The organism is Bacteroides sp. AR20, from assembly GCF_964250605.1.
GTDB lineage: Bacteria > Bacteroidota > Bacteroidia > Bacteroidales > Bacteroidaceae > Bacteroides > Bacteroides uniformis.
The window spans coordinates 25935-40815 of the sequence record NZ_CAXUGK010000007.1; the positions used below are offsets into that span (position 1 = coordinate 25935).

At 50.7% G+C, this 14881-nt stretch carries 19 protein-coding genes; 7 read left to right on the top strand and 12 right to left on the bottom strand.

Annotation, left to right across the window (positions count from 1 at the left end):
- Positions 1-24: 24 nt before the first annotated feature.
- Positions 25-585 carry a sugar O-acetyltransferase gene (locus ACESTD_RS05580; protein WP_005938377.1) on the top strand — a complete coding sequence of 187 codons (561 nt, stop codon included), beginning with the start codon at positions 25-27 and terminating at the stop codon, positions 583-585.
- A gap of 86 nt (positions 586-671) precedes the next feature.
- On the opposite strand, the gene ACESTD_RS05585 is transcribed toward ACESTD_RS05580, so the two are convergent.
- The 10 genes from ACESTD_RS05585 to ACESTD_RS05630 all read right to left on the bottom strand — a co-directional run bounded on the left by ACESTD_RS05585 (position 672) and on the right by ACESTD_RS05630 (position 8411).
- Complete coding sequence (locus ACESTD_RS05585) at positions 672-848, bottom strand: hypothetical protein (protein ID WP_005938379.1); 177 nt, start codon at positions 846-848, stop codon at positions 672-674.
- Between the two features lie 24 nt (positions 849-872).
- A complete protein-coding gene (locus ACESTD_RS05590; protein WP_005938381.1) occupies positions 873-1541 on the bottom strand; it encodes a hypothetical protein in 669 nt (222 codons plus the stop codon).
- Positions 1538-2098 (bottom strand): hypothetical protein, encoded by a 561-nt coding sequence (locus ACESTD_RS05595; RefSeq protein ID WP_005938383.1) that lies wholly within the window; start codon positions 2096-2098, stop codon positions 1538-1540. The genes ACESTD_RS05590 and ACESTD_RS05595 overlap by 4 nt, the downstream gene beginning before the upstream one ends.
- The gene (locus tag ACESTD_RS05600) at positions 2095-2634 is read right to left on the bottom strand and encodes a topoisomerase C-terminal repeat-containing protein (protein WP_005938385.1); all 540 of its coding nucleotides are present in this window, start codon (positions 2632-2634) and stop codon (positions 2095-2097) included. Before ACESTD_RS05600 ends, ACESTD_RS05595 begins: the two co-directional genes overlap by 4 nt.
- A 121-nt stretch (positions 2635-2755) precedes the next feature.
- Positions 2756-3499 carry a hypothetical protein gene (locus ACESTD_RS05605; protein WP_005938388.1) on the bottom strand — a complete coding sequence of 248 codons (744 nt, stop codon included), beginning with the start codon at positions 3497-3499 and terminating at the stop codon, positions 2756-2758.
- Between the two features lie 4 nt (positions 3500-3503).
- On the bottom strand, positions 3504-4688 hold the full coding sequence (locus ACESTD_RS05610; protein ID WP_005938391.1) for a DUF3991 and TOPRIM domain-containing protein: 1185 nt from the start codon (positions 4686-4688) through the stop codon (positions 3504-3506).
- 30 nt (positions 4689-4718) lie between these two features.
- Entirely contained in the window at positions 4719-6044 is a 1326-nt protein-coding gene (locus ACESTD_RS05615) for an ArdC family protein (RefSeq protein ID WP_005938394.1), read from the bottom strand.
- Positions 6028-6258: a hypothetical protein gene (locus ACESTD_RS05620; RefSeq protein ID WP_005938397.1), complete on the bottom strand. Its 231-nt coding sequence runs from the start codon at positions 6256-6258 to the stop codon at positions 6028-6030. Before ACESTD_RS05620 ends, ACESTD_RS05615 begins: the two co-directional genes overlap by 17 nt.
- Before the next feature lie 53 nt (positions 6259-6311).
- Complete coding sequence (locus ACESTD_RS05625; RefSeq protein ID WP_005938400.1) at positions 6312-7622, bottom strand: hypothetical protein; 1311 nt, start codon at positions 7620-7622, stop codon at positions 6312-6314.
- 12 nt (positions 7623-7634) lie between these two features.
- Positions 7635-8411 (bottom strand): DUF4099 domain-containing protein, encoded by a 777-nt coding sequence (locus ACESTD_RS05630; RefSeq protein ID WP_005938403.1) that lies wholly within the window; start codon positions 8409-8411, stop codon positions 7635-7637.
- Between the two features lie 90 nt (positions 8412-8501).
- Here ACESTD_RS05630 and ACESTD_RS05635 point away from each other — a divergent pair, with 90 nt between their 5' ends.
- From ACESTD_RS05635 to ACESTD_RS05660, 6 genes are all read left to right on the top strand, one after another.
- On the top strand, positions 8502-9122 hold the full coding sequence (locus tag ACESTD_RS05635; protein ID WP_005938407.1) for a glucosaminidase domain-containing protein: 621 nt from the start codon (positions 8502-8504) through the stop codon (positions 9120-9122).
- Between the two features lie 106 nt (positions 9123-9228).
- Positions 9229-9933 (top strand): DUF5714 domain-containing protein, encoded by a 705-nt coding sequence (locus ACESTD_RS05640; RefSeq protein WP_005938409.1) that lies wholly within the window; start codon positions 9229-9231, stop codon positions 9931-9933.
- Positions 9930-10355: an arsenate reductase ArsC gene (locus ACESTD_RS05645; RefSeq protein WP_005938412.1), complete on the top strand. Its 426-nt coding sequence runs from the start codon at positions 9930-9932 to the stop codon at positions 10353-10355. Before ACESTD_RS05640 ends, ACESTD_RS05645 begins: the two co-directional genes overlap by 4 nt.
- A gap of 15 nt (positions 10356-10370) precedes the next feature.
- Positions 10371-10793: a hypothetical protein gene (locus tag ACESTD_RS05650; protein WP_005938415.1), complete on the top strand. Its 423-nt coding sequence runs from the start codon at positions 10371-10373 to the stop codon at positions 10791-10793.
- Entirely contained in the window at positions 10793-11260 is a 468-nt protein-coding gene (locus tag ACESTD_RS05655) for a DUF4112 domain-containing protein (RefSeq protein WP_005938417.1), read from the top strand. The genes ACESTD_RS05650 and ACESTD_RS05655 overlap by 1 nt, the downstream gene beginning before the upstream one ends.
- A 10-nt stretch (positions 11261-11270) precedes the next feature.
- The gene (locus tag ACESTD_RS05660; protein WP_005938420.1) at positions 11271-11783 is read left to right on the top strand and encodes a methylated-DNA--[protein]-cysteine S-methyltransferase; all 513 of its coding nucleotides are present in this window, start codon (positions 11271-11273) and stop codon (positions 11781-11783) included.
- 9 nt (positions 11784-11792) lie between these two features.
- On the opposite strand, the gene ACESTD_RS05665 is transcribed toward ACESTD_RS05660, so the two are convergent.
- Positions 11793-12506, bottom strand: coding sequence for a TraX family protein (locus tag ACESTD_RS05665; RefSeq protein WP_005938423.1), 714 nt, complete (start codon positions 12504-12506; stop codon positions 11793-11795).
- A 12-nt stretch (positions 12507-12518) separates the two neighbouring features.
- Positions 12519-14855, bottom strand: coding sequence for a type IV secretory system conjugative DNA transfer family protein (locus ACESTD_RS05670; RefSeq protein WP_005938427.1), 2337 nt, complete (start codon positions 14853-14855; stop codon positions 12519-12521).
- Positions 14856-14881: the final 26 nt, after the last annotated feature.

The following is a 14881-nucleotide window of genomic DNA, read 5'->3' on the forward strand; positions in this document are numbered from 1 at the left end:
ACAGAAATATATTCTTTTGATTTAATGAAACTGACTGAAAAGGAAAAATGTCTGCTCGGCCAACTCTACGATGCCAACTATGATGCTGAACTGATTGCAGAACGAACAAAGTGCAAGGACCTCTGCTTTCGCTATAACCAGCTGTTGCCATCCCGTATCGAAGAACGGAAGCAACTGCTTCGTGAACTGTTGGGAAAGACCGGAAAGGACTTTCTCATCGAACAACCTTTCTATTGTGACTACGGCTATAACATCAACTTGGGTGAAAACTTCTACAGCAATGTGAACTGCGTCATCCTGGACGGAGCGCCCGTTACCTTTGGCGACAACGTGTTTATTGCTCCCAACTGCGGATTCTATACAGCAGGTCATCCCTTGGATGTGCAGCAACGGAACCAGGGACTGGAATATGCCAAACCCATTCATGTCGGCAACAATGTATGGATAGGTGCCCACGTCAGCGTATTGCCCGGTGTCACCATCGGAGACAACTGCGTCATCGGTGCCGGAAGTGTAGTAACCAAAGACATTCCAGCTAACTCCCTGGCCGTTGGCAACCCGTGCAGAGTCATCCGCTCCATCTAGGCTACAAAAAAGTCCCGATGCTCACGCACCAGGACCTTGATAAAACAATCAAAATTTGAAAACATGAGAAATAAAACCGTACTGTTTTATTTCTTCGCTGCCGCCAACGATAGTTTTCTGAACTGCTTCAGCAATGGTTCCATTTCAAGTGATACACAGCGGGCACGTTGACCGGCTGCCTTATTTCCTTTTTCGGCTTGAAGGGCTGCATCCTTTTGGAATGCCTCCATCTTCATCTGGAGTTGTGCGAGTAATTCATTCATAATCTTTGCATTTAGAAGTTATACCTAATAGATACTTATCACCGGTCTGAACTTATGCGCCTGGTCCTTCGGAGTCTCCTGAATGGTTCCCGACTGCATCGAGAAGAGCCAGGCCTTGCTGTCCTTTTGCCCTTCCACTTCGGTGGAAGTCCACAGCCAGCAGTCACCGGGCTGCAGACTGATGGGTAATCCGCCGACCGCCTCTATCCGTTGGTTGACTAACCCAATTTGCTGATAGAGGTAAGTGAGCTGCTTCACCGAAGGGATGTAGGCGGACTGACCGTAGCGCCACATATCGAAGACATAAACGGCTAAGGGAGATTTCACTTCCTCGTTGCGGTACATGGCATGGGTGTTCTCGTTACCGTCTTCCTTTTCCAATGAAGCTGACGTTTCCTGTTCGACACCCAGACTGTCGGCAAAGGCTGCCGATGCGACGTCCCTGATGGAAACGGCATAGCCCAAAGCTTTGATCTCCGGATTCCGGTTCACATGATAGACAATGGCCACCGGTTCCTTTTGGGAGGAACTGAACTTTTCTTTGGACAGCACACTGCCATCCGAGCAGACTACATCACCAACCTGAAGGGAAGAAGCTATGGATTGGTTTCCTTCATGGTCACATTCTTCGCAGGAGGTAATGAATAAGGTACTTCCTGCCAATAACGATAAGAACAAGTTTCTCAGTTTCATAGCAGCGGTATTTCAAATGATTTGACTACAATTTCCGCCTCCTTATCGAGGATGAACCAGTATTCCGAGTGGTAAGGCTTTCCTTTTAAGGTCTTGGCTTCAAAATCTATCTTGACCTTCCATCCGTTGAAAGGCTTCTTTTCTTTGGCTTTATGCGGATTTGCTCCCTCAAGTTCTCCATAAGCTATCAAAGCCCGGAGCGTGGTCATGGCATCCAACTGACGGGTGACCTGATCACTCATTGCGGCATCGTCCTTGTCGAGGTTCTGGAAGTAGTCCGTTTCTTCCATCAACTTGTGGCCGTACTGCATCAGGTGCATGGATAATGCAGCCTTCTCGTGTGGATTGACATATTCCTTGCCGAATACCGAATCTGCCTTGCTGATGCCCTTGATTTGGATGGACTCCGGATTATCGACAGTTGCTTTCAAGGCTCTCTCTGCGATTTCCACCGCCCGTTTCTCGGGTCGGTCGGAACAGCTGGCGAAGTAAAACAGTCCGCCCCAGAAGCAGACAGCGGTTACCAGCATGATAATCATTTTCATTCCCGGTTTCATATCTTCACGATTTGGAGTTTGTCGGGAGAAAGGCCGAGACGCTTGCGGTAGATGGTGCCGTCATCACGATACATCTCCAGTTCGTTGGAGGTGATTTCTTTTTCACAGATTTCCTTGGCTTCTGTCAGACTCAGCTGGTGGCCACCGATGTTGCGCCAGATGGCGAAGTTGCACGGTGCCTGCTGGTTGCTGTAATTGGAGCAGTTGAAGGCGCGTGTACCCACCCGAATATCACCGCTACAATGCGGACATTTGCCGATGACGGACTGCATGTTGATGGCACCATTGTCTGCCAGTTCCAGCACGGAAGGGAAGGCTTTTCCCTCCTTGGAAGCAAAGCCGTCCAACAGGATGAAGCGGTGCTCCAACAGTTCGGTGATTTCTTCGTCACTCATCTTGCGGTTGCCGATAATGCCGTTGATATTCAGCACACAGGTAGGTTGTTCGGCGATGTTGTTCTCACAGCGGTAGCCCTTGCAGGTCTTTACCACGTTGCCGCCACACAAGGGACAGCGACCGATTATTTTCTTTTCCATACGCTTTTGTTTTTGGATGATTTATTTACTATATAATTCTGTTACTTGTTGCTTTGATTACTTTCTTATTTCCTTACTTGATTACTTTGTGATTAGCTGATTAGTAAGTTAGTTTACCTATTTACCATTTCAGGCTGTAGCCCTGGTTCCAGTCCGAGATGATACCGCCGATGATGTTCTTGCCGGACATCACGTTGGCCCATCCTTCGGGATCGAGCGAGAACCAGAGGTCGTTCCATGAGAGTGTGCGTACCTGCCAGGCCAGAATAAACAGGTCGGTGTTGATGGCTTCCAAACAGCTGACAACCTCGTTGGCGATGTAGTAGCGTTCCGAAGCGTTCAGCAAGTTCACCTTGTGCTTCTCGTTCTTGCCGTCATCTCCTGTCACGTCATATTTGCCCGAAGTCACCAGCTGTTTCATGAAGGGAAAGAGTGCCGTCATTTGGGTGGCGGCATCCGTCAGCTCATCCGATACCATGGCCGCAATGACGGTTCCCTTCAGATTGCCGCCTACCGATTTGAGGAGCAGACTGCAGTTCTGCGGGATTTCCTTGGCCACCAGTTCCCCAGCCCGCTTAATCTGGTAGAGGTTCTGCATGGCGCCCTGCGCATTCGAGAGGTAGTCCAGCATCTTGTCTTCCACCTGGTGAATCCGCTCCAAGGAAGCGGTTACGGCCACTTCCGCCGCAATGATTTTCTCCTGCGTTTTCTTGCGGTCCTTGTGAATCTTCTTCAAGGCTGCGGTCTGCCCCAGTACGGCAGAAGTCAGCGCCGGGTCGGTCTGTTGGGCAAAGAGCGGAGTCTTGCCTATCAATAAGCCAACAGCAGCGATTAACAAGGAGCGTTTCCATCGTCTTACATTCATACGTTTATAATTTAGGGCCTGCATTTCTGCGTTCGGCCAGGTTATTGATTTGGTCCTGTTTGGTCGGATGCAGCCGCACCTCCATCGGTTTGTTGAGCAGACAGTCGTTCCAGTCCTTGAATGCCTTGGGAGGAAGCCATTGTCCCATATCGTATCTGACCGACAGGTGTTCCTTGACCTGCACCTGAAAGGGTCGCTCCGGATCAAGCCGGAAGGAACGTCCGTTCGCTTCCACTTCCAGACTGTCACGGGTTCGGTTGATTTTCAAGGGGATGTTCTCTACCAGCGCCATCATGCGCAAGCCGTAGATACGACCGGGCAGGTCATTGTCGAAACAGTCAAACGGACGGGCTCCGGGAAAGCGGTTCAGCACCTGCCGGATTTGTCCATCAGAGAACGTGCCGCCCAGTGATACCAGGGCAATTTCATTGGTCAGTTGCTTCCGGTTCCATTGGTAGAATGCCATGACATCGAAAGCCGACTCACAGAAGAAGACACTCTTCACCACATTCGGATAGCCACCTGACAAGTCAGCCACCCATGCAGAAGAACTGGAATCACTTCCGGCAGCCTTGGATTTGTAACCGCCGTACCCTCGCATTTCGTAGCCCCGGACCTTGTCATTCTCTCCGTTGGTATAAGGGAAGCCGATGTTGTAGCCGTCAAAGTTCTCGTTCTTCCTGTCGCGGATGAGCCGGATGAACGGAGCAAAGGTGCGTACCGTTTCATCGGACAATCCCCTTTGTTGGAAGATGGCCGGAATCTTATCGGGATTTATCGGCTTCACCTCATACCTGGAGCTGTCGAAGGTGGCATGATACCTGACTGACTGCACATACTCCCTGTCCTCGCGGTATTCGGGTTCGGGCATGTTGGCAAAGCGTGACAGCACCTTGGCTATCTTCTGCCATTCATCCTTGCCCGACACGTTGAAGGCATTCAGGTTCTCCCGGATGAGTGTAACTACATCCCCCTTGGAACCGTCGCGGCGGAAGAACCGCTGGGAAGCCTTGTCCTGGGGGTGGCAGATTACGAGCGCATCCCGCTTTTCCTTGCCGTCACCCAACACCAGCTCCATGTAGCGGCCCACACCGGCCTTGCGGTCGAGGCGGTAGCCGAGCGCATAGGCTACATCGTCGATGCCTACCTTGGCTTTGAGGTCCTTGAAGTTTACCTTGTAATCAGTCATGGTTCATGGATTTAAAGATTCTACATGGTATCAGATGCTTAACTTGGCACCCACGGCCTGCGTGCGTTTGAGATTGGCTATCTCCGGCTCGAAAGTCTTGTGCGCCGTCATGTTCAGGAAGGCAGCCTTGTCCTTGTAGTCCGTCAGTTGGAAATAGGTCTTGGCCGTATCTTTCGATACCTTCTTCAACCCCAGTTCCACACCATCGTAGGAAGCACGGATGGCATAATCCCCGTTGCGTGTCTTCACGATGGCCGCATTCTTGAACGGCACTTCCTCTCCTTCGCCCAACGGGGCAAACGGGTCGTTCTTCGTCAGGTAGGGCTGTTCGTTGAGTGCCAGCCGCTGTTTGTCCACCTGGTCCAGAATCAGATCTGAAGCCTTGTTCACGTCCGCCATGACGGAAACGATGAACTTCGGTTCCTGCTTCAGCACCCCAATCCAGGAATCCAGATAGGCTGCGGAGTTGTCCGTCACCTTCATGTCAAAGCCCATCGAATGGCAGATCATGGCAGCCGTCAGTTCGGCTACCAGTTCCTCCTTGGCGTATTTCGGGTCTCCGAAGCGTCCGCCCATCTCGCGGTTGAGCCGTTCAGGGGTCATGGTGGAGTGTGACATCTCATGCAGCATGGTGGAATAGAACTCCATGCCGCCCCGGTAGATTTCCTCGGGGGTATCGCCGATGTTGAACTGCTCCTTCATGGGCAGCACCACGATGTCCTGAGCCGGTGAATAGAAAGCTCCGTCCACCCGCTTGTCCGCCTGTATGGGACAGAGCCAGCCTTGCGTCTCAATCATCCGGTCGAGCGCGGCATGGACATACATGCCTTCCTTGTCCCGAAGTTCGGGCACCTTGAACTTCTCCATGAGTTTCTGCACCCGTTCGGGCTGCACCTCCGCCAGGTTGGTCTGGTCGATGTTGTACACGGGGAAAGCCTTGAAGAAGGGAATGACATCCATGCCTTTCTTCTCCTCCTTGCTCATGGCCTTATACTCATCCGAACTGACCTTATGGCCGTTCTTGTCCTTGACCAGCACATCCCAATAGACCACGGGGAAGGCTTTTTCACCTTTCAGTACATGGGCCTTGAGGTTGTGCGCCTGCTTGAAGGTGAGGTACACCGGCAGGCGGTAGCCCTGGGCTGCGGTCTGCAGCTGGAGGAAGAAGGAATTGGAACCCGAATAGTTGCGGCCACCCACGTTCTGCGGGAGACCTGCAAATCCGGATGCACCCCCAATCCAGCCTTTCTTCCAGTCGGAAGCCTTCATCTGCTCCATACGGGCAATCATCATTTCGGCAAAGCGGTCGATGGCTACCTGCCCGGCATTGCCGGATGTGTTAGTTCCATACGCCATAGCTTTCGTCATCCATTACCTGACGGTCCATCTGGTCGATGTCCGTCTGTTCAACATAAAACTCTGCGGATTCATCCGAAGGATCCGTGCCGTGGGTCTGGCACCACTCCAGATAATCCTCTGCACTGTCCCCATCCATCACAAAGCGGAGGAAGCCGATTTTACCGGCCTGAAGGAGTTCTACCAACTCCTCGTGTGTCTTTTTAGCTGTCATATCTTTTCGTCTTTTATTGTTTCTTGAATATTCGTTTGTTTTTCTTGATTTTGTTACATTTTCATGGAAGCCGACTTCTCCAACTTGTTGGTCACGGCTGAAAGCATCCCGGTAATTTCCGTATTGAGGTACTTGGCTGCAATCTGTTCCCGGGTAGCGGTCTTGGCTTTGAAGAGCGAGTAGCCGTCATCGAAGGAGATTTCATGCTTGCTGGTCTTGCCCTTGTCGCCCAGGTCCATCGACACCTTCCATTTGTTGTCGGAGTGGTCCTTGGCCACACGGACTCCTTTGGGGTCCACTCCTTCGGGAAGCTGGTACTTCTCGTAGGCAGACTGCAGGTGCAGGCGTTCCCCGAAGTTCTTCTCCACGAGTTGTGTGGGACTGACCACCCGGTCGAAGTAGGCATTCAAGTCCTCACGGGAAGCCACTGCTGACATCTTGGTGTCGCCCATCTGCACGTAGAACTTGTACTTGCCGTAATCTGGTCGTTGTTCGTCCTTTTCCTTATAGACATTGAACTTGTCGATGGTAATGGCACCATCAGGGCCGGACAACTGCTTCGGCATTTGGTACGCTTCTTCCGATACCTTCGGCATGAGTTTAGTCGGATAATACTTCTCCATCAGCTGCGGCACCGTCATGTCCTTCTTCTGGTATGCGGCCAAATCCGCTGCGTCCATCTTCTGCGGCTTCAGCTGTACGCCGTCAATCTTGGCGGTGAAGTACCAGTCCGCCGGATTGGTGGTGCTCTGGAACGCATGGCCGTGGCTGACTTTCTCGCCGTTGGCGGTAATCATCTGCGGTTCACGTGGCTTGCGTTCCTGCTTGGCTTCCGCTTTCTGCTCGGCCTGTTGTTCACTCTTGACTTCGGCTTTGGCTTCCGTCTTCTTTTCCTTGGCAGGTTTTTCCTCTGCAGCCGTCTTGACTGTCTTGGTAGGCTCTTCCTGCACAGCCTGTTCTTTCTTCTTTTTCGCCATAGTTTCCTGATTGAGGTTGTTTTCTTTTTTTGTTTTATCCTGGCTTTTCAATTCTTCCCCGACCTTCTCCTTGGGTTTCTTCATCAGTTTCGGCTGGTCTATCGCCTCGCATATGGCGACCCGTTGACCCGAGCGAATCAGCTTGGGCAGATGCTTGTCCAGTTCATGACGGGGAAAGGTCAGGAGTTTGATGGGGTCTTTCTCTAAAGGAAGAATCTTGTCTGATACCTTCAGCGCCAATATCACCGATGCCTTGAGCGCATCTTCCTTGTACATTTCGTAGAAGTCACCTTTACGGAAGAGCAGCACCGCATCGGGATGTTTCTTCTTCAATTCGTTGAACTGCCGGACAAAGCCGACATCCTTCTCTGCATTCTTCTTGACCATAGGGAAAAGGATTTAGAGTTTGAGACCTTTGGATTGTTCAGCTTTCGGAGCATGAAGTTTCAAAGCCCTTTCCTGCGACTGCTTGTCCACCACCTGCTGATATTCCCAGCGGTTCTTGTCCGTCATCACCAGTCCCAGGAACTCGGGATGCTGCTCGTCATAGCGGAGTTTCTGCTGACGTTCCCACTCTTTCATGTCGCCCTGGATGACCTTGAAACCTTGCGGTTCTTTCAAATCCACACCAACCGACACTTTCTCACCGCCTACATTCAGTTCAATGGGTTTTCCCTCGCGTACCTGCTGCTTCTGCTGCATGCCCAGTTCGATGTCGTTGACTTTCTCCATGTCCTTGAGCTTCTGTTCCAGCTGAACATCCGTAACCCGGCGATGGATAACGGATTTGGTTTCGGGATCGAGTTGCAGATACTGCTGGGTCTTTTCTCCGTTTACTTCCACGGCTTTCTGGATGACCTCACCCTTCTTGAGCCTTTCGGCTTCCTGTTCCGTGAGGCACAACACCTGGTTGCGTTCCTTTTCCAGTACGGCCCGTACCGGGTAAGCCATGAGCGCCGGGTTGCCGTATTTATCCGATACCAGCTGGAGTTTGAGGGGAAGTGTGATAAGGTCTCCGTTCCGGGCACTGATGGACACCTGCAAGAGCGGTGTGACCTCTCCGGAAGCCAGTTTCTCCTTCACTTCCTGAGGGAGGCTGTCGGCCTTTTCCCGGTCAATGCCCAAGACTGCCAGTTTCTCGTAGGGCAGCCTTTCAGAATGATTGATGTTGTGCATTTTCGTATTGTTTAAGTAAAACGATATATTTGCGGTCGGAACCGCCTTGAACACCCGCAAAAGTATTGTCAACCCTATCATTGAAAAGAAATGCACAACATCATTCTGACCGCCGTATTACTGATTCTTGGTTCCGCTTCAGCATCGGCACAGTTCTATACGATTACAAAAGAGAAGGAAATCCTACCTGAAAAGCAACAAAAAATGGCTCCTGATACCCTACAGAGGAGTTTGGGAGCTTATGAGTCTTGCAAAAAGGCAGAAAAGGACTCACTTGCCCTAGAGGTGCCTGTGAAACCGCTTTCGGAGCTATATGCCCGAAAAGTTTACGCAAGGGTGTCCCACGAAAAAGAACTTCCTGCACTTACTATTCCCAATCTCTATCAGGAAATCATCCGCAACGGCATTCGGCATCCGAAGATAGTACTGGCACAAGCCATACTGGAAACGGGGTGGTTCCGTTCACCGCTCTGCCGAAACCGACATAACCTGTTTGGCCTTACCAATCCCAAAACCGGAAAGTACTATGAGTTCAACCATTGGACGGAAAGTGTCCGGGCTTACTATACCAAGGTGCAGTATCGGTATGGTCAAAAGAGCCGGATAAACTCCAGCGATGTAGATTATCTGAAATGGCTACGTGACATCGGCTATGCAGAAGACCCCAGATACATACAAACAGTGGTACAGGTGATGAAGCAGCATCTGTAGCTTGGAAGGCCAAAGAAAAAAGCACCTTTCTTTGCTCATTTCCATACTTTTTACGAACTTCGTGTCATTACTGCAACAACTCAGAAAAAGAAGAAACAACTATATAATGAAAGAAGAATGCTTGATATGCCAGGCTCCGCTGGAGTATCTGGGAACGGAAACGCTGATGGAATGCGCTCTCTGCCACCGACAGGAAATGAGCCAAACGCGCTGCATCAACGGACACTATGTCTGCAACGAATGCCATACGAAGGGAATGGATGCCGTCATCGGTTACTGCCTGAATGAAACGTCCAAAAATCCTGTTGAAATACTGGATCACCTGATGAGTCTGCCTTTCTGCCACATGCACGGACCGGAACATCATACGCTGGTCGGTGCTGCGCTCCTGACCGCCTACCGCAATGCCGGAGGTGAAATCGAGCTGCTGACGGCCTTGAAGGAAATGATGGCACGCGGACGCAAGGTGCCGGGTGGTGCCTGTGGGTTTTGGGGAAGCTGCGGGGCTGCCATCAGTACCGGTATGTGCATGTCCATCCTCTCCGGTGCCACCCCGCTCACTCAGGAATCCTGGGGACAAAGCAACCTGATGACGGCCCGGTCGCTGCTGAAAATCGGGGAAGTGGGCGGTCCCCGCTGCTGCAAGCGCAACTCCTACCTGTCCCTTCAGGCGGCTGCCGAATATTTCCAAGTAACAAAGGGTGTCACACTGGAAATGAAACCAATTGTCTGCCACCGCTCCGATGCTAACAACCAGTGTATCGGAAAGCGTTGTCCTTTTCATCCCTCACATACCATCCCTCAATCATGAAAATACTGATACTTTGTACCGGAAACAGATGCCGAAGCCAAATGGCTCACGGCATCCTGCAACAACTGGAACCTTCGTTTAAAGTCCATTCAGCCGGCGTTCGTCCGGCCAGTGAAGTTCATCCCCTGGCTGTTCAGGTGATGAAGGAAATAGGCATCGACCTGAACCAACACTATCCGAAACAGGTAGACCGCTATCTGAACGAGCCGTGGGACTATGTTATCACGGTCTGTGGAGGTGCCCGTGAAACCTGTCCGCTCTTTAGCGGTGAAGTCAGACACAGACTGCATATCGGCTTTGACGACCCCGATGCGTTCACGGGGACACCGGAAGAAATCATCACCGAGTTCAGAAGGGTGCGTGATGAAATCCGCGCCAGCTTTGAACAACTGGCGCAGGCTATCAGAGAGGAAGAATCCTGACATTTCAAATACGATATGGCTAAGAAGAAACACAAAAAGAAGGTAGAGACGGCTTCCTTTGTGGAAATAGAGAAAGACTTCGGTCTGTGGGAGGATTACATGGCTTTCGGACCACAATATGATACCGTCAATGATTGTCCGCTTATTCCCGGTGAAACGGAATGTGTACAGGAACTTCCATTCAAGAAACTGAGTGCGGAAACCAGAAAGGCACTCCGCTCTGCCATGGTCAACCGGGTGGTGGAATACTGGCAAAGTGAAAGGCTCATTCCTGAAGGAGGCATCGTCAAAGAACTGCGAAAGGCGGCCATTCAAGAAACTTACCAGCTTACCGGACAGTATGCCAAGGACAGTGATGAAGTCAAGCATCTGCTGAACGAGAGTATTGTACAAAGTATCAACAAGGAACTGCGTAAAGAAAAGAAAACCCAATCCTGATGATGACGAATGAGAAGCAGGAAATAATCCGGAACTCGGTATCGTACAAGCTGGTGCATGCGATAGCCCTATGGATGGACCGGCGCTTGTTGGATCCATTGATTGGTCTGGTGTTGCCCGGCTTCGGTGATGCGCTGACTTCGGTTTTAGCAGTGCCTTATCTTTATCTGAGCATTGTCAAACTGAAAAGCATTCCCCTGACACTGGCCATTGTCTGCAACATCCTTCTGGATGTACTTATCGGTATCATTCCTTATATAGGAGTAGTCGGTGATGTCTTCAAACGGGCATTTACCAGAAATGCGGCCATGATAAAGGGATATGTGGAGGGCGACAGAGCCATCATGCAGGAGATAGACCGGAAAGCGGTCGGTATGGCTTTTCTCATCGTGATTCTCTGCGGACTTATCTATGCCATGGTATTGGCTGCTGTAAAAATTGTGGAATGGGCTGGTTCCTTTTTCTAACAAAACGGATATGAGAACAGAACGAGTAATTATAGTCAAGCCTTATGCCTCACCTATAGGGGTATTGCTGCTGGGTTCTTTTGAAGACAGGCTCTGCTTGTGTAACTGGCGCACAACAGCTGAACATGGCCGACGGATGGACGAACGGCTGCAGACCAGACTTTCTGCGACCTATTTGGAAGGAACAAGCGAGATAATTGAAACAGCCCAATCCCAACTGGAAGAATATTTTGCAGGAAAGAGAATTACATTCCAAATGCCTCTTTTGCTTTCCGGAACTGATTTCCAACGGAGTGTATGGAAAGAATTATTACAGATTCCCTACGGAAGCACCCAGACCTATAAGGAGTTGGCTTGCCGTATCGGAAAACCTGCTGCCGTCCGTGCAGTAGCCAATGCCAACAATGCCAATCCTCTCTCCGTCATCGTTCCTTGCCACCGGGTGATTGGTAGCAATCGTAAACTGACAGGATATGGAGGTGGTCTGGAAATCAAGCGGCAACTGCTTTGTCTGGAAACTTGAATGAATGGCTTATGGAAAGAGAACGATGTATCCTACTAAACAGAGCAGATGCACCGGATAGAACGCATAGAACCCATACTTCGCCACCTTGCCATAGATAAACCCTCGTGTTCCATCATAGCTGGAAATCACCAGACATGCCAGCAAAGCCCCGACTATCCCATAGTGCATCATCAGCGGAAAGGCACAGAACAACTGCGCCTTTCTACCGGAGGGAAAAGAAGGATTGCAGACATTTCCCAACAGGTAAAACACCACCATCATCAGAATCCCCCGCCACTCATAGTCCACTCCGGACCAAGTGGCGAAACAAGCAATAGAAAGGATGACAGCCCCACAAAGGATGCCATCCTTTTTAAATGCTTCCATCGCAGCCAAAGCCAATACACCCAATGCCAGGGTGAAGAGTACATTGTGCGTTCCGTCCGCTCCGTTCAGCAAGTACCAAGGCACTTCACTGACTACGGCAAACCCGAGCAGCAGCAGGAAGTACTTCATCCGGTTTCGGGTATACCGGAAGCCTTCAGCTATGAGGAAGGCGAACACTGGAAAAGCAATGCGACCGAAGCAGCGCATGACCTCATAAAGAAGTGTGCCGTGCTCCATCAAGTAGTAGGCACTATGATCTGCCACCATCGAAAGAACGGCAATGACCTTCAGTGCGCTACCACTCAATGGAGGCAAAAGGCTTGAATGTTTATATGCTGATTGTAAGGATGCCATTATACTAATCATTTATGCCATACCCAGCAGTTCCTTGACCATTTTCTCCACTTCATCGTTCACCCGTTTGAAGTTGCGGTTCAGCATGATTTCCTTCTCGCGGTCGTTCTTGAACTCATAGATTTTCGGCAGCGGTACATAGTGGTCCTCTTCGTCCTTAATCTTCTTCATGTCGAAGTGCGTCTTGCAGAAGTACTTCGTGGTCTTGAACTCCTCCGACTGCTCAATGTCGAAGTGGTTCAGCATCCGCTCGTCCGTAGCCGTGAAGTCACGGGCAGCCTGACCCGCCAGCCAACCGGTCGCCATATCCGCAATCTTGGCAGCAGGCACCAGGTAGTCCATCTTTTCGGAGATGGTGGTCGATACCTTGTTGTCGTTGATGGAGATGGACCGGGAAGTCTGCTTCGCCTTGCCAAACACATCATTCTGCGCCCATTCCAGGGTTTCCTTGTTACGGGCAGCACCCATGAAGATGTTACCGCAGGTCGTGATAATCTTCTGCATGCCTACCTTGCCGTAGTCAGCCTCCAGCTGTGGCAGCTCCTGAAAGCCCAGGGTCACCGCCACCTTGTTGGAGCGGGCCGTACCAATCAAGCGGTCAATCTTATGGAAATAGAGTGTAGGCAGCTCATCCACAATGATGCTCACCGGGATATTGCCTTTTGAGTTTACTCGGGTAATCAGTCGGTTCAGCACCAGTGCATTCAATGAACCGATGACCTGTTCCTTCTCCGGGTCGTTGGCAATCACGAGATAACTTGGATTTGCCTTGTCAGAAATCTTCAAGTCGAAGTCGTCCCCCGTAAACACCCAGTAGGCTTCCGGAGATACCAGCCGGGCTGCATTGACACGAAGGGTACCCACCATACCTTCCAACTGGTCGTTCGCCTTGTTCTCGTAGGCACTCTTGAAGGGAGCCATGAGGGAAGCAATCTTGTCGTCCTGCATGAGAATGTTGAACACCTGGTCGTAGGACCTGCCTAAGAAAGAAAGCACATGCGGCATGTCCGAGAACTCCCCGGTGATGGTGTCCGGCTCTACTTCCTTGCCTTTATCATCTTCGTACCAGCAGCGTTCTATGTGAACTTGTTTGCCCGTCCGGTCCAAATACGAGAAGCCGTTTAAATCCACAAACATTCGGTCTTCATCCGTTGACACATCGTTTCCGTCTTTGTCCACAAAGTCCAGGATGATGTTTCCCTTTGTATCGAGTGCATGGTAATCGTCCCAGTTCCGTATCACCAGTTCCAGTTTATTTCCCTCGGGTATGACCACTTCGGAGTCTGGTGCCAGAGAAACATAGCGTTTCAGCTTCTTGCCATTCTTGAAGCCTACCGGATGGAAGTTCACAAAGAAATAGATGATGGCTGCCAGGAAGTTCTCTGCCGAGTTGGTGAAGAAGGCTTCCGAACCGCCCTTCTTTTCACCGCCTCCCTTGTTTAAGGAAGCCAGCAAGGTAGCAGCGGTTTCCGAAGCTGCCGCCAAGTCCGGAATGTACTTGCGCTGAATCGGATTGATGCGGTCGGAATACTCCACGTCCGTAAAGTTGATAATGCGAAAGCCACAGTTTTGTGGCAGTTTACCAGCCTTGCGGTTCTTGCAATACTGATAGAAAAGTGTCTTGGCCAATGTAGGAAACTTAAAATCGTAGCACATGATAGCAAATCCCTTGGCAGCGTGCTGCCGGATAAAGGGATCGATGATGCCGAAAGACTTACCCGAACCCGGCGTACCCAATACAATCGTTCCACGGAAGGGATTGATAATGTTGATCCAGCCCTTGTGCATCTTCTGCTTCCAGTAGTAAATCATCGGGATGTTCACCGAATAGTCATTGGCTACCAGAGCCTCCGACTGCTGGAACGATTCGTTCTCAAAGTTGAAGCGGTCTTCACCTACCTTGTAGTTGTAGTACTTGGCAATGCCGTCCAGTCCCTGATGCACCAGCATGGTACCTACGACCGAACAGAGCGCATAGAGGATGCGGTTGGCCGGGAAGCCGAACCAGCTCATGCCGACATTCATGCCGTGAAAGATAAAGCACATGCCGACCAATGTCAATCCCGCCAGCACCGGATAGATGACCATTGTCTTGACGTTGAACTTCAGCGCCTTCTTTGCCTTGGTTCCGATACAGACTACACAGATGCAAATCAGTTCTGCCACCTTGCAGCCCGACACGGAGTTGAACACCTTGAAGCGGGCCAGAAGGTCCAGGATAAACTGCGTGACACGGTTATCCGCCGTGATGGGAAGATTCATCACAATCTCGATGATGAGAAAGATGTAGATGCAACTGCGGAAGTAGTTGTACATCTGTTGCTGTTCCCGGGTTTCTTCGAATGCCATTGTTATTGCATTTAAAATACACGTTA

Bases quoted from the DNA above. Each gene is read 5' to 3' on its own strand.
- ACESTD_RS05595 (WP_005938383.1), bottom strand. From the start codon at position 2,098: ATGAAACCGGGAATGAAAATGATTATCATGCTGGTAACCGCTGTCTGC.
- ACESTD_RS05660 (WP_005938420.1), top strand. From the start codon at position 11,271: ATGAGAACAGAACGAGTAATTATAGTCAAGCCTTATGCCTCACCTATA.
- ACESTD_RS05670 (WP_005938427.1), bottom strand. From the start codon at position 14,855: ATGGCATTCGAAGAAACCCGGGAACAGCAACAGATGTACAACTACTTC.
- ACESTD_RS05655 (WP_005938417.1), top strand. From the start codon at position 10,793: ATGATGACGAATGAGAAGCAGGAAATAATCCGGAACTCGGTATCGTAC.
- ACESTD_RS05625 (WP_005938400.1), bottom strand. From the start codon at position 7,622: ATGGTCAAGAAGAATGCAGAGAAGGATGTCGGCTTTGTCCGGCAGTTC.
- ACESTD_RS05590 (WP_005938381.1), bottom strand. From the start codon at position 1,541: ATGAAACTGAGAAACTTGTTCTTATCGTTATTGGCAGGAAGTACCTTA.
- ACESTD_RS05600 (WP_005938385.1), bottom strand. From the start codon at position 2,634: ATGGAAAAGAAAATAATCGGTCGCTGTCCCTTGTGTGGCGGCAACGTG.
- ACESTD_RS05645 (WP_005938412.1), top strand. From the start codon at position 9,930: ATGAAAATACTGATACTTTGTACCGGAAACAGATGCCGAAGCCAAATG.
- ACESTD_RS05665 (WP_005938423.1), bottom strand. From the start codon at position 12,506: ATGGCATCCTTACAATCAGCATATAAACATTCAAGCCTTTTGCCTCCA.
- ACESTD_RS05635 (WP_005938407.1), top strand. From the start codon at position 8,502: ATGCACAACATCATTCTGACCGCCGTATTACTGATTCTTGGTTCCGCT.
- ACESTD_RS05640 (WP_005938409.1), top strand. From the start codon at position 9,229: ATGAAAGAAGAATGCTTGATATGCCAGGCTCCGCTGGAGTATCTGGGA.
- ACESTD_RS05610 (WP_005938391.1), bottom strand. From the start codon at position 4,688: ATGACTGATTACAAGGTAAACTTCAAGGACCTCAAAGCCAAGGTAGGC.
- ACESTD_RS05605 (WP_005938388.1), bottom strand. From the start codon at position 3,499: ATGAATGTAAGACGATGGAAACGCTCCTTGTTAATCGCTGCTGTTGGC.
- ACESTD_RS05620 (WP_005938397.1), bottom strand. From the start codon at position 6,258: ATGACAGCTAAAAAGACACACGAGGAGTTGGTAGAACTCCTTCAGGCC.
- ACESTD_RS05585 (WP_005938379.1), bottom strand. From the start codon at position 848: ATGAATGAATTACTCGCACAACTCCAGATGAAGATGGAGGCATTCCAA.
- ACESTD_RS05580 (WP_005938377.1), top strand. From the start codon at position 25: ATGAAACTGACTGAAAAGGAAAAATGTCTGCTCGGCCAACTCTACGAT.
- ACESTD_RS05630 (WP_005938403.1), bottom strand. From the start codon at position 8,411: ATGCACAACATCAATCATTCTGAAAGGCTGCCCTACGAGAAACTGGCA.
- ACESTD_RS05615 (WP_005938394.1), bottom strand. From the start codon at position 6,044: ATGGCGTATGGAACTAACACATCCGGCAATGCCGGGCAGGTAGCCATC.
- ACESTD_RS05650 (WP_005938415.1), top strand. From the start codon at position 10,371: ATGGCTAAGAAGAAACACAAAAAGAAGGTAGAGACGGCTTCCTTTGTG.